10 protein-coding genes and 2 pseudogenes are annotated in these 13,789 nt (G+C 64.2%); 10 read left to right on the forward strand and 2 right to left on the reverse strand.

The genetic code is table 11. The features are described from left to right. Window positions 1–340: 340 nt before the first annotated feature. A complete protein-coding gene (locus MOQ72_RS34820) occupies window positions 341–1,789 on the forward strand; it encodes an Nramp family divalent metal transporter (protein WP_242190086.1) in 1,449 nt (482 codons plus the stop codon). Between the two features lie 1,343 nt (window positions 1,790–3,132). Then, complete coding sequence (locus MOQ72_RS34825; RefSeq protein ID WP_242190087.1) at window positions 3,133–3,498, forward strand: hypothetical protein; 366 nt, start codon at window positions 3,133–3,135, stop codon at window positions 3,496–3,498. A 248-nt stretch (window positions 3,499–3,746) separates the two neighbouring features. Here MOQ72_RS34825 and MOQ72_RS34830 read toward each other — a convergent pair. After that, window positions 3,747–3,857, reverse strand: a pseudogene (locus MOQ72_RS34830) (IS5/IS1182 family transposase); the annotation flags it as partial. A gap of 146 nt (window positions 3,858–4,003) precedes the next feature. Further along, window positions 4,004–4,273: pseudogene (locus MOQ72_RS34835) on the reverse strand (integrase core domain-containing protein); the annotation flags it as partial. Between the two features lie 440 nt (window positions 4,274–4,713). Between MOQ72_RS34835 and MOQ72_RS34840 the strand changes: the two are divergent. From MOQ72_RS34840 to MOQ72_RS34875, 8 genes are all read left to right on the forward strand, one after another. Continuing rightward, the gene (locus MOQ72_RS34840; protein ID WP_242190088.1) at window positions 4,714–5,523 is read left to right on the forward strand and encodes a GntR family transcriptional regulator; all 810 of its coding nucleotides are present in this window, start codon (window positions 4,714–4,716) and stop codon (window positions 5,521–5,523) included. Between the two features lie 200 nt (window positions 5,524–5,723). Beyond that, entirely contained in the window at window positions 5,724–6,734 is a 1,011-nt protein-coding gene (locus tag MOQ72_RS34845) for an LLM class flavin-dependent oxidoreductase (RefSeq protein WP_277955142.1), read from the forward strand. Next, entirely contained in the window at window positions 6,731–8,047 is a 1,317-nt protein-coding gene (locus MOQ72_RS34850; protein WP_242190090.1) for an NtaA/DmoA family FMN-dependent monooxygenase, read from the forward strand. The genes MOQ72_RS34845 and MOQ72_RS34850 overlap by 4 nt, the downstream gene beginning before the upstream one ends. A 213-nt stretch (window positions 8,048–8,260) precedes the next feature. After that, window positions 8,261–9,571 (forward strand): NtaA/DmoA family FMN-dependent monooxygenase, encoded by a 1,311-nt coding sequence (locus MOQ72_RS34855; protein ID WP_242190091.1) that lies wholly within the window; start codon window positions 8,261–8,263, stop codon window positions 9,569–9,571. A 45-nt stretch (window positions 9,572–9,616) separates the two neighbouring features. Then, on the forward strand, window positions 9,617–10,918 hold the full coding sequence (locus tag MOQ72_RS34860; RefSeq protein ID WP_242190092.1) for an NtaA/DmoA family FMN-dependent monooxygenase: 1,302 nt from the start codon (window positions 9,617–9,619) through the stop codon (window positions 10,916–10,918). 86 nt (window positions 10,919–11,004) lie between these two features. Further along, complete coding sequence (locus MOQ72_RS34865; RefSeq protein WP_242190093.1) at window positions 11,005–11,919, forward strand: ABC transporter ATP-binding protein; 915 nt, start codon at window positions 11,005–11,007, stop codon at window positions 11,917–11,919. Continuing rightward, window positions 11,916–12,737, forward strand: coding sequence for an ABC transporter ATP-binding protein (locus MOQ72_RS34870; protein WP_242190094.1), 822 nt, complete (start codon window positions 11,916–11,918; stop codon window positions 12,735–12,737). Before MOQ72_RS34865 ends, MOQ72_RS34870 begins: the two co-directional genes overlap by 4 nt. Next, window positions 12,734–13,780 (forward strand): ABC transporter permease, encoded by a 1,047-nt coding sequence (locus MOQ72_RS34875; RefSeq protein ID WP_242190095.1) that lies wholly within the window; start codon window positions 12,734–12,736, stop codon window positions 13,778–13,780. The genes MOQ72_RS34870 and MOQ72_RS34875 overlap by 4 nt, the downstream gene beginning before the upstream one ends. Window positions 13,781–13,789 lie beyond the last annotated feature (9 nt).

A 13,789-nucleotide genomic window follows, 5' to 3' on the forward strand; every position in this document is an offset into this window, starting at 1 on the left:
CGGCCTCACCATGGCACACGCACCGTGACCGACCGAAACGGACCGCCACCACCGAAAATGGGCCAGAGCCAGATTCCCTGACACTCCCACTCGAACCGCGGTGCCAGCGGAGTTGAGTTCTCGGGTGCGGCGTTGCTCCCGGTGCGTCCGCCTCGTCGAGACCGATCGAGCGCACCAGGTGCGGCGAGTGTGTTTTGGTTCATCGATCCGCCTGGCCCCGGCGGTCCTTCAATGGCGATTATGGCCCAGGGATTGACACGACAAGTGACCTGAATCACTCTGGAGGGCGGCTGCGTCACGGCCAGAGGTTCATTGGCCGCGGTGAGATGAGGGCAGTCGGATGACGGAGTCCAGTGGCGCCCAGCGGGGCCAAACGACGCTTCCGAGCAAGTACCTGCCGCCGGTTGAATTCAGGGACCTGCCGGAACCGGTACCACTGTGGAGGGTCACGGGCGCGAGCGTCATCATTCTGGCGACCGCTATCGGGTCCGGGGAGGTGATTCTCTGGCCCTATATCACCGCCCAGATCGGGTTCGTGTTCATGTGGGCCGCGGTCGCCGGGTTCGGGATCCAGTTCTTCCTGAACATGGAGATCGAACGCTACACGCTGGCCACGGGGGAGTCTGCGATCACCGGCTTCACTAGGTACTGGAAGCCATGGTGGTGGCTGTTCATCGTCTTCGCGCTCCTGCAGAACTTCTGGCCCGGCTGGGCCACCGGCGCTTCCACGACGGTGTCGTTCGCACTGGGGCTCGGCGAGGACGCCCCGGTCGTGCCCATCACGATCGCGGCCCTGGTGGCCATCGGCATCACACTCACACTCTCGCCCGTGGTCTACCAATGGGTCGAGAAGATCCAAGGTGTGCTGGTGGCACTGATCATGCTCTTCGTAATCGTCGCCATCCCCGTGGCCACGACGGGAGACGCCTGGAGCGCGCTGTTCACCCAAGGCGTCGGCGACATCGGCTTCCCAATCGGGTACGAAGGGTTGAGCGTCGCCGTGCTTCTCGGGGCGCTGGCCTTCGCCGGGGCCGGCGGTGCGAACAACCTCGTGCAGAGCAACTACATCCGGGACAAACGCATGGGCATGGGGCAACGCATGCCCCGGATCGTCTCCCCCATCACCGGGCATGAAGAGGCGCGACCCTCGCTGGGGTACATGGTCCCGACGGACGACGAGAATATGCGCCGATGGCGCGGCTGGTGGAGGGTCGCCAACTGGGAGCAGTTCATCACCTTCTTCGTCATCGGAGTCCTCTCGCTCATCATCCTGTCGGTGCTGGCCTATTCGACGCTGCCGGTCGGCCAAGTGCAGCAAGAAGATCTCGCCTTCCTGCTGTTGGAGGGACAGGTCTTGCAGGGTTCTGTGGCACCGTGGTTCGGCACCGCCTTCTGGGCTGCCGCCACCGTCGCCCTGTTCTCGACCAATCTCGGGATCATCGATTACACCTGCCGGTTGATCGCCGACCAACTCAAGATCAACGCGCTCAGCGACAGCCAGTTCTGGTCCGAGAGCAAGATCTACGCCGCTTTCGTATGGCTCATGATCATCGTGGGCTCGTTGATCCTCATCGTGGGTGTCGACCAACCGTTCGTGCTCGTCGTGATCTCGTCCTCCATCGCGGGCGTGCAGATGTTCATCTACTCAGGACTGCTGATGATGCTCAACAGGAAGGCCCTTCCGAAGGAGTTGAAGATCGGCTGGACACGCCTCGCCGTGCTGGCGGTCTCCTTCCTCTTCTTCGGATTCTTGTCGGTCCTCCTCGTTATGGACGAGCTAGGACTCTGATCCGTGCTCAAACGGCTGTGGTTGCGCCTGCTAGTGGCGCTGGTGATCTGGATGGCACTGATCGCGCTCATGTGGTCAGCCGGAATGCTGGACTGAGCAGCCCGTTGCCCCCAGCAAGCCCGTGCGCAATTATCAACCGGTCCACGGGGTCGGGCGGATATGTGCGGAAGCGTGCCGCTCTCGTCGCGGCGCCCGCTGAAACGCCCCATCAGCCATCTGCCCACCGCCGACGGTTGTCGTGCGCAGCGGCGCGACCGCCGTTGGGAGATAGGTCGACTTCATGCCAGGGTCGGTGTTGCGGCGGGCATTTCGTCTTGAGCCACTTAATGTTGCGGTACGCTTCATCTTCGGTGTCGAAACCGATGCGGGCGTGGAGCTCACCGTAGACCAAGTAGGAAGCCAGCCAACCGACAGCTGTGCGTTCCAGCAGGATCTCGTACTGCGGCAGCGGGTTCCAATCCGAAACTCCAGCCCACCATCGGGCCAACGGACGAGCCATGTGAGCCGCACTGCCTCGCACGCTCATCCAACAATCGCGTGTCGCCGGTAGACCTTTTGCTCGGAACAAGCCTTGCGCAGGAGCCCCCAGGCAACGCGGCAGATCGATGCTGGGGCATCCCGCGAAGTGCGACAGGGCACAACGCCCCGCCGCACCGATCGCCCTGCATCCGCAGCGCAGCAGCGACCGCCGCCACCGAGCACGACCAGCGAGCCGGATCACTGAAGTCCTACGCATCGCAGTGTTTCCCTGTCTTGGAGATTGCAATTGATGCCGTCGAGCCTGGCTCGCCGAGCGCGCGTTCCGCTTCGCGGCTAGCAACCAGCTGGACCTACTGGGGCCTGCAATTCCCGGATACCGGCCAGCTGCAACTGGTGACCTCGGGGCGCGGAGCTCCCGGCCGCTCTGCCGAGCCTGCCAGCCGAATATCGTCGGCTCTATGTGAGTCGCTGATCGTTCGTGCGTTAATCCTCGATCGCATTGCGGTGCGCCTTCTGCCACACGCGGCCGAGGGCGCGTTGTTCGCGCATCTGCCAGTCGTAGCACCGGTGTTCATCTGGGTCGCGCGGCATCCGCCAAGGTGACAACGGCTCGGCATAGCAGGGTTCGCGGTCGCCAGCTCGCGGCGGCGCTAGCTTGTTTCGGCCCTCTACGGGGTGATCACATGGTCGCCGGTCTCGTCGGGGCTATTGGCACACGCGTTCACCCCCGAATCACCCGTCTCTGGTTGTTTCCAGGTGGCCGTGGTGAGGGCGGTGGAGTTCAGCGGTGCGGCGCCGTACCGGTTACCGTCGGATATCTCCGATAAGCCGGATGTTGCATGAACAAAAAAGGGGGGTCTCCGATGACTGAGGCCCAGCGCGCGTTGGAAGCGCTGTATCGGGCGCGTGACGCGGTGCATGAAGCTTCCAGCATGCAAGCCAAGACGCGACAGCCCTTACTCAGTGAGCTTCATGCCTTCGGCTCGGCGATCGTGTCCACGCTGGCAGGACTAGGCCAACTCAGCACAGTCCTGAGCCACCAGGTGGGCACCTTCGACGAGGATGAGGTGGAACAGGCCGCAGTCAGTGACGACCCGGTCGACAAGCTCCGCGTAGCGGGGATGCACATGTCGCGGCTGGATGATCTGCTCGCCCAGGCGGTCAAGGATGCCGGTCGCTACTGGACGGCGATGGAAAGCGTGGAACTCCACACCCGATCAGAACAGTGACCACACGAGCAGCCCTAGGAACTGGCACCCACCCGTCTGTTCGTCATCGACTGGCGAGTGTCGAGCTCTCCGACGGCGTCGCGCAGGAACTCCGCCGGGTTCGGATCGATCGCACCTTGCTCGGTACGGATGCGCTCGATTTCGGAGTCCACCGCAGGGTCGTCTGGTCGATCAACGACGAGTTACCCGCCGCTGGAGGATCATAGTCACCGGATGCGGGGTCAGGGACTACGCTAAGAGCGTGTCTCTCATTTGGTGAGTTTCTTGTAGCAGGTGAGCGCGGCGGCGAGGGTGAGGAACCCGAAGAACAGGGTGCCGTGGCGTTCGTAGCGGATGGTGAGCCTGCGGTAGCCGAATAGCCTGTGGGGTTCCAGAAGTCGGTCAGGGTCGTTGACCAGCAGTTTAAGCGACGCGTTCGTACTCGTTGATCAAGCCGCCCAACACAGGGCAGGTCTTGGTCTGAGCTGTGTCAACGATCTTGGACAGTGCTTTTGGTTTCGGCTGGTTAGGCCGCGGTAGCGGCGTTGTGGTGGTCATGTAGCACCTGGGCGGGGGTGCGGTAGCCGAGGCTGCTGTGGAGCCGTTTACGGTTGTAGAAGACCTCGATGTACTCGGCGACGGCGAAACGCGCACGGGCACGCGTGGCGAACGGTTCGCGGTGGTAGCACTCGTTTTTCAGGCTCGCGAAGAACGACTCGGCGGCCGCGTTGTCCCAGCAAACCCCGGTACGCCCGAGACTGGTTCGCACGCCGAGGTTTCGGGTTGGCTCGGCGTAGCACGGCCACCTCGTGACGCAGTACCAGGAGTTCGACGTCCTTGGACGCCGACGAACGGCCGAGCAACACCAGCCAGCCCGCAATCCGCACGAAGATCAGATAAACCAGACGCAGTGACACAGCTCGCGATCATGCCCTCCCTGCCCGCCGAGCGCACCCAGCACCGCAGGTCGGACACGCGGAGAAACTTCTGGAACCCCACACGCAATCCCAAAGATCAACACCAAACTGAATCGGTGGATCCGGGCTTAGCTTGAAGGCGCGCCGAAGATCAGATAGCCAGTCGAGCTGGCAGCAGGCCGGCCCCGTCCGGCAGCGCAATCGATCGTTTACGTGCATCGCCAACACCGGCAACGTTTTCTGGTGACACTGGGGATGCTCCGCCGTCGCTGTGTCGTGTTCGAGTTCGCGGCGGACTCGGTCTGTACGGAGGCGCGCCGTGACTTTGGGACGCATCGACGAACACGAGTACATGGCACGAGTACGTGAGCGGGCGCGGTCTGCAGGCACGGTTCGCCAGCGCTCCTCGTTGCGGCTACACGGTTTGATCCGCTCGGCCATCAGGCTCGGTCTGCTACCAAGCCGGCATCAACTCAGCGAGGGACAGCTGATCGACGCTTATGCCACCAGCCGCAACGCCGTGCGGGAAGCAATGTCGCTGCTCGCCGAGGAAGGGCTGGTCTCCCGTCGGCCCCGTCGCGGCACGGTGATCGTCGGAATGATCCGTGAATTGGCGCTTGAAGACATGTCGCCGCGCCGCGGCAGCCTCGCGGACTTCGACAATCCCGACGACTTCGAGAACATCGAGGTCGAAACGACCCGCATCCCGATCACCCCGCTGTTGCAGAACAGGCTGCGCACCAACGTATCGTCGGTTTGGTTGACGGAATGGATCACGTTGCGTGGTGGTGAACCGTTCTGCATCTACATCAATTACTCGCTTGGTGACAGCGCGCGTGAACTCGGCACCGATTCGTCCTCGGACGGGCTGCAGGCGATCTTTCGCCGTACCTACGGTTGTGAGCTACGCCGGATCGACACCACGGTGGAAACACTGACCTGTGATGAACGCACCGGCCGCGCACTGCGCGTCGAACCTGGATCGCCGCTGTTGTTCAGGGAACGGTTGATGATCGACGCCGACGGGAATCCGCGGGAGTGCAACCACACATTCTTCCCCGGTGCCAAGGTGTCCCTGCGGACGACGACGGTGTTTCCCAGCGAGCCGTTGCCCGCCGACAAGGCTTGAGTCACCGCTTGTCGGTGCGTTTTCCCGGCTCAGCGGACCCGTTCGACCGGCGCAATGGTCGCTTCACCGATGTGCGCGGATCCGGTAACACCCGCTTGTCAGGGTGAGTGAAAGCGTCGCGGTCGTCTGCTGATCGGTTTCATTGACGACCTGCTTGCCTTCTGACGTGCACGGTGGGGAGAAAGGATGTGTGCATCCTGATGAGACTCAACGTTGTGATTAAACCACCATCCGAAGTAGACACTGGGCGGGACACGCCTTCGCGGATGCTCAGCCGACTCACCGCGGCGGTGACGTCGCTGGAGGATGCGGGCGTCACGGCGGTGGTACTCGCGCCCGCCGAGCCGGATTCTGTTGCCACCTTCGAACCGCTCACCCTTGCCGGCGCGCTGGCAAGGGCTACCTCGACGATTGGGCTCATAGCCGCGGATTCGGCGCTGTTCGGTCACCCGTACAACACCGCCCGCAGGCTGGCGACCCTAGACCACCTGACCAGCGGACGCTCCGGCTGGCTGGTGGTACCGGCGGCTGATCCGGCAGCGGAGGCCCGCTACGGACTCGTGGTCGGTGACGCGAGTGCGCGCATCGCCCGCGCGACGGAGTTCGCCGAGGTCGTGCGCGCGCTGTGGGAATGCTGGGAGCCGGGCGCCGAGGTGCCGGACAAGACCAAGGGCGATTACCAGGACGACACCCGCGTGCACCCGATCGAACACCGCTCCACCCATTACACCGTGCGCGGCCCGCTGGATGTGCCGCGCTGCCCGCAGGGCAAGCCAGTCGTCGTTCAGGCCGTGCAGGCCCCCGACGAACTTCCGTTGGCCTGCCGGTTCGCCGAGGTCGTCGTGCCTTGGTGCATTAGCGAATCGGACTTCGCCGAGGCGGTGGCGCGGGTGCGATCCGAGGCGGTGCAGGCCGGTCGGGACCCCGCCGAGCTCGTCGTGCTCCCGGCGGTCGGCGTACTCGCCGGGTTGGACGGGTTTGCGGTTGGGGCGGGTGCGGACATGCCGCAGCGACTGGGCGAACTCGTGCGACACAGCAGCGCTGACGGGGTCACGCTCGTCGGTGACGGCACGCTCGACTGGGTGGAGCGACTCACCGATGAGGTGCTCCCGGAACTGCGTGGCCTGCTCACACCGCTTCGTCCTGGGGCAACGCTGGCTGACAACTTGGGGCTGAGCAGGGCGGCCGAGCTGGATCGGAGCGCGGCATGAGCACCTACGAACCGGGTCCACGTATGCATTTGAGCCTGAACCTTTCCGAATTCGGCCGGCATTCCGGTGCATGGCGGCATCCGGACAGCGACGTATCCGGCGTGCCGAGCATCGATCGCTACGTGGAGTTCGCCAAAACGGCCGAGCGTGGCAAGTTCGACCTGGTGTTCATTGCCGACACCCCGTCACATGCTGCCGGTCGAACCATGGTCACCGGTACCCGGCTGGACCCGTTGGAGCTGCTGGCCGCAGTGGCCACCGAGACCTCGCACATCGGCATGATCGCGACAATTTCCACCAGCTACAACGAGCCGTTCGACCTGGCACGGCGGGCGGCCTCGCTCGATTTGCTCTCCGGGGGTCGCCTCGGCGTGAACTATGTCGCCACCAGCGGCGACGCCACCGCCTGGAACTTCAACCTGGACCACCAGTTGCCACACGATCAGCGCTACGTTCGGTCCAACGAGTTCCTTGAGGTGGTCACCGAACTGTGGGAGGGCGCAGGCGACCGGTTTGTACCGCCGAAACCCATCGACCACATTGGACCGCATTTCGAGGTGCGCGGAGCGCTAGACGTGCTGCGACCGGACGGTGGCCGCCCGTTGATCGTGCAGGCCGGGTCTTCGCCGGACGGCAGGGACCTCGCGGCGCGCTGGGCGGACGCCATCTATGCGGGTGGTTCGACTTTGGAGCGGGCACAGGAGTACTACCGGGACGTCAAGGCGAGGACTGCGGCCTACGGACGGGACCCGAGCAGCATCAAGATCCTGCTGGGCGTCATGCCGTTCATCGGTGAGACCGAGCAAGCCGCCCACGATCTGCACCGCATGCTGGATGACTACCACCTCGAAGGGGCTGATGTCATCCGGCATCTCAGTGGCCTGCTGGAATTCGATCTGTCCGGCTATGACCCTGATGGACCGCTCCCGCTCGACGAGTTGCCCGAGGTTAAGTCGGCCAGCGTCAGCCAAGCGACGCTGTTCACCCGCATGGCTCGGGAGGAGGGGTTGAGCATCGCGGAAACCGCGCGACGGTCCTATGTCGGCGGCCTTGCGAATATGCAATGGGTGGTCACCGGAACCAGTCTTCAGGTGGCTGATGAAATGCAGAAGTGGTTCGAGGCGGGAACGGCGGACGGTTTCGCGGTTGTCGCTCCAATGCTGCCGCAGACGATTGACGCATTCGTCGCCGAGGTCGTGCCGGAGTTGCAGCGTCGCGGGCTGGTCCGGCAGGACTACGAGGGTGCCACGGTCCGCGAGCACCTCGGCCTCGCACCCGTTACATCGCCGGAATCGCCGCCGTCGGCCTCGTGATCGACGTCGCCGTGAAAGCTGGCGCAACACGCGTCGCCCCCAGCTAGCCGATGCGGCGTCATCACAGGTCAGCGCGATGTCGTTGAGATCGGCTCGACAGGCACATGACGGCGCAATAGGTGAGTGATGTGGCGCGCGCCGCATGTAACACGTTCCGTCCACCATGGTCGTACGCGCACGAGGCCGAGCGCCGAGACCGCCACCCACGGAGGTGTGAAGTCGTTGTCTGCTGATCGGTTTCATCTGGGTTGGTTTTATTCGAAGGGGTTCGGTCCGAAGGCGTGGAAGCATCCGTGGGCCGGGTCCGCTGTGGATCGGTTTACGAAGCCGGATATGGCGGTGGATCTGGCTCGGGCGATGGAGCGCGCTGGGTTTGACTATTTGATGATTGAGGATTCGTCGAATGTGCCGTATACGTTTCAGGGGTCGCATGATGCGTATTTGAGGAATTCGGTGGATACGCCAAAATTGGATCCAACGGTGTTGGCGCCGTTTTTGGTGGCGGCGACGAAGCATTTGGGTGTGGTGGTGACGTGTTCGACTACGGAATATCACCCGTTTATGTTGGCACGGAAGATGAATGCCTTGGATCACGTGTCGGATGGGCGTATCGGGTGGAATGTGGTTACCGGGTCGAATGATGGGGGTGCGCAGAACTACGGGAGGGAGCGGCAGTTTCCGCATGATGAGCGGTATGACATGGCGGACGAGTTCTTGGAGTTGACGCATCGGTTGTGGGATGCGTGGGAGCCGGATGCGGTGGTACTCGATCTGGAAGCCGGGGTGTTTGCCGATGGCTCGAAGGTGCACCCGGTCGATTTTGAGGGGAAGTATTTTCGGTGTCGGGGTCCGTTGAGTTCTCCGCGATCGCCGCAGGGTTCTCCGGTGATTTGTCAGGCGGGCGGGTCGGCTCGAGGTCGCCGGTTCGCCGCGCAATGGGCCGAAACCATCATCGCCAATGCGGAAACGCCGGAACAGATGAAGGCCTACCGTGACGACGTCCGCGCGCGAGCCGCGGATGCCGGCAGGAACCCGGACGACATCAAGGTTTTGTTCCTGGCCTGCCCAATCATCGGCGACACCCGTGCCGACGCGGAGGCCCGCCTCACCGCGGACCTGACGTTGACCGATGATCGCATCGAGTACGGTCTCGCCCATATGTCCCGCCTCAGCGGTATCGATTTTTCCAAGTTCGACCTGGACGAGCCGTTGCCGAAACTGAAATCGAACGGCCACCAGTCAATGGTCAAGGCACTCGAAGGCAAGGTCCTGCGCGACATGCTCAAGCGCGCGCAGCGGTTCGGCTCGGATCTGTTCGTCGGTACCGCCGAGGACGTGGCCGCGGTCATGGACGAAGTCATGCAGGAAGTCGGCGGCGACGGATTCCTCATGGTCAACAGTTATTTCAGCCGACGGTATGTGATGGAGATCTGTGACGGTCTGGTGCCCGAATTGCAGAAGCGCGATCTGACCCGCACGCATTACGAGCACGAACACTTCCGCGACAACCTGCTCGCCTTTTGACCCCCTTCGTCGTACGGCCCGCCGGGCCGGTGAGGAGCCTTGCCAATGTCAGCGAATCGATTCCACCTAGCGTGGTTCGGTGCGGGCGGATTCGGCGTCAAATCCTGGCGGAAGACATGGTCCGGTAATGGCGGTAAGGATTGGACGAATCCGCAACTGTTCATCGATCTCGCCCGGGCACTGGAACGAGCCTGCTTCGATTACCTGATCATCGAGGATTCCTCCTACGTCCCGGACGCATACGGCGGCAATTCCAAGGCCTACCTGGCCAGCGCAACCGCCACGCCGAAGCTCGACCCGACCGTGCTGGCACCGGTGCTCGCGCAGGCCACTTCGAAGATCGGGATCGTGCCGACACTGTCAGTCACCGAGTACCACCCGTACATGCTGGCCCGCAAGATCAACACAATGGACCACATGTCCGGCGGGCGAACTGGCTGGAACATCGTGACCTCCAGCAGTCACCGGGCCGCCCAAAACTACGGGCGGGATCAGCAGATCGAGCACGACCTTCGCTATGACATGGCCGACGAATTCTTCGAATTGGCCTGCAAGCTCTGGGATTCCTGGGACCCCGATGCTGTCGTCATGGACGAGGACAACGGTGTCTGGGCCGATTACACCAAGGTCCACACCGTCGACTTCGAGGGGAAGTTCTTCTCATCCCGCGGTCCGCTCAACGGCAACCGCTCGCCGCAAGGGCGGCCGGTGTTCACCCAGGCCGGCGGCTCTGACCGGGGTCGCGAGTTCGCCGCCGGAACCGCGGACTCGATCATCTGCGGCACCAGCGGCGGTATCGAGGGCATGAAGAAGTTTCGCGACGACGTGCACGAGCGGATGAACAGGCTCGGCAGGCCGACCAGTGGGTGCAAGGTCCTGTTTATGTGTTCCCCGGTCGTCGCGGAGACCGACGCCGAGGCGAAGGAGAAGCGGGCACGGCAGACCGCCTTCTCCGAGTCGCACCCAGAATTGGGGCTGCTGCACCTTTCCCGGCACAGCGGTATCGACTTCTCGGTGTTCCCGTTGGACGAACCCATCCCCGACAACGTCCGAACCAACGGCCACCAGCAGATGCTCCAGCAGGCCATCGGGTTGACCCCACGCGAATTCCTCCGCCGTACGCAGGGTGCGGTGGAGATGGTCGGGTCGCCGGACACGGTCGCGGCCCAGATGGACGAGATCATGCAGGAGGTCGGTGGCGACGGTTTCCTGATCTCCAACTTCGATCTCAACCGCCGTTACATCAGTGAGATCACCGACGGTCTCGTGCCGGCGCTACAGCGACGTGGCCTGGTGCGCATCGAATACACGCACACCCTGTTCCGGGACAACCTGCTTGAGTTCTGACACTCCAGGGCGATGAAGGCGACGCGAGCTTCGGGCGCCAGCGAGCACGGCCCGGCCGGGATCGACCATTCAACACAGGAGGCCTGATGACCGACCTCGCAGTTCTCAGCAAGCAGAGCGGCAGCGGCGCCGCGTCGTCGGATCCGGAGCAGGGGCTGCTCCAGGTGAGTGGCTTGACGGTCACCTACGGCGACGGCGAGAGCGCGGCCGTCAAAGCGGCCAGTTTCGACGTCCGCCGAGGCGAGCGGGTGGCGGTGGTCGGGGAATCCGGTTCCGGGAAGACGACGATGGCCCTTGCCGTGGCCGGGCTGCTCACCGCCGGGTCGGCGCAGATCACGACCGAGGAGATCGTGTTCGCCGGCAAGCAGCTCAAGCGGGAACGGCCGCGCAAGGTTCCCTTCCGCACACCGGGGCTGTCGATGGTGTTCCAGGACGCGATGACCTCGCTCGACCCGGTGGCCAGCATCGGCAGCCAATTCCGGTCGGTGCTGCGCGGGGTCCGTAAGATCTCCCGCCGCGAGGCTGGTGAGCGCGCCGCCGAATGGCTCGCCAGGGTCGGCATGGCGGACACCGGCAGGGTGATGAACCTGCGGCCGTATGAGCTTTCCGGCGGCATGCGGCAGCGGGTGATGGTGGCGCTGGCCATGTGCGGTCGGCCGCAGCTGCTCATCGCCGACGAGCCGACTTCGGCGTTGGACGCCTCGGTTAGCCGCGACGTGATGGACCTGATGGTGGAGATGACCGATCAGGAAGGCGCGAGCCTGCTGATCGTCACGCATGACATCGAACTGTGCCGGCAGTACGCCGACCGAATGATCGTCATGTACCGCGGCGAGATCGTCGACATCTGCCACACAGAGCGGATCGAGCAGGAGGCCACCCACCCCTACACGCGGGCGCTGCTCGCGTGCGTGCCCACGCTCAACTCGGTCGGGCTCGACCGGCTGCCGACGCTGGAGCAGTTCGTCCGCGACCCGAGCTCGGGATCGGCCGCGGCATGAGCGAGACGAGCGGGTACGTCGCCCTTCGCGGCGACGGGATCAGTCGGGTATACGGCTCGCGGAGGGCGCGGTTCACCGCGGTCAAGCCGTTGGATTTCGAGGTCAACTCCGATTCGGCGATCGGTATCGTGGGCGAATCCGGGTCTGGCAAGTCGACACTGAGCCGGATGCTGGTCGGGCTGGAAAGCGTCTCCTCCGGCGCTGTCACCTGCAACGGCGCGAACATCGCCGGCTTCACCCGATCCCTCACCGGCCGGATCGATTTCCGGCGGGCTGTGCAGTTCGTCGCCCAGGACACCTCGTCCTCCTTCGACCCGCGCCGCACGCTCGCCGACGCCGTATCGACGCCGCTGCGCGTGCTTCGAGACAGCACGGGAAGCGAGGCTGAGGACCGCATCGCCGAGGTGCTTCGGCTGTTGCGGTTGGATCCCAAACATCTCAAGCGCTATCCCGGCGAGGTGTCCGGTGGCCAGCGGCAACGGTTCGCACTGGCCCGCTCGCTGGTGGTACGGCCAAAAATCCTGCTGTGCGACGAGGTGGTCTCGGCGCTGGACGTCTCGGTGCAGGGCGCGGTGCTGAACATGCTCAAGGACTACTGCGAGAGCAACCAGGTCGGCCTCGCATTCGTGTCACACGGCCTCCCGGCGACCGCGTTCGTCTCCCGTGAGCTGGTCGTGATGCAGCACGGCGAGATCGTCGAACGCGGCGAGACCGAGCAGGTTTTGAACGACCCGCAACACGCGTACACGGCCCGGCTGCTGGACGCGCACCGCCGCAACCGGCGGATCGCCGTCTCTGGCGCGGAGGTGGCTCGATGAACAACGAGTTCTTCAACCGGCACCGCTGGTGGATCACGCGGACCTTGGCGTTGCCGGTGCATGTGGCTGGGTTCGCGACCTTCGCCTTCTTCATGGTGCGGCTGGTGCCGGGCGACCCGGTGCTCAGCTCTCTGGACACGACCCAGACGATCACCCAGGCCGATTACGACCGGGTGGCCGCCTCGATGGGGCTCGACGGCAGCATCTGGCAGCAGCTCGGCCGGTTCTGGAGCGACCTGATCAGACTCGATCTCGGCATCTCGGTGGTGACCGGCCGGTCGATCTGGGAAGAGATCTGGACCCGACTGCCTGCGACATTGGAGCTGGTGTTCCTCGGCCTCGGCGGTGCCGTGGCGCTGTCGCTGGTGCTCGCCGCGGTGCTGCTGCACGTGCAGAGCGGCGTGCTGCACAAGGCCTTGCGCGGCTACGCGCGGATGGCCGGTGCGATCCCGGACTTCGCACTGGCAATCCTCGGGCTCGTGCTGTTCTACAGCCTCCTGCAGGTGGTGCCAGCACCGATCGGTCGGGTGGACGCCGGGATGGTGATCCCCGAGGTGACCGGTTTCCCGCTGCTGGACTGCGTGCTGACCGGCTACTGGCAGGTGCTCGGGTCGATGCTCGGCCACCTCGTGCTTCCGGTCGGCGTGATGATCGCGGTCTATACCCCGATCATTTGGAAGCAGTTCGCCCTCGGGCTGGATGAGGCTGCCGCGTCGGCCGCGACACTGTTCCGGATCGCCTCCGGTGCCACCCGTGCGGCGATCTACCTCAGCATCCTGCGCAGGGCGGCAGCGAGTGCGGTGGTGATGGTCGGCGCGATGTTCGGCGCTCTGGTCGGCGGCGTCGTGGTGCTGCAGCAACTGTTCAGCTTCGGTGGCCTCGGCCAGTTCGCCGTCGACTCGGTCAACTCCATCGACTTCCTTGGCCTGCAAGGCTTTCTAGTTGTTCTGGCGGCCGTTTCGATGGTCGCTTTCTTCATCGTGGACATCGTCAACATGTTGCTCGATCCGCGGCGGCGTCCCGGTGCGAGTACCGAGGTCTGACGACCGGTG

Origin of the sequence: Saccharopolyspora soli (assembly GCF_022678645.1) — a bacterium.
Lineage (GTDB): Bacteria > Actinomycetota > Actinomycetes > Mycobacteriales > Pseudonocardiaceae > Saccharopolyspora > Saccharopolyspora soli.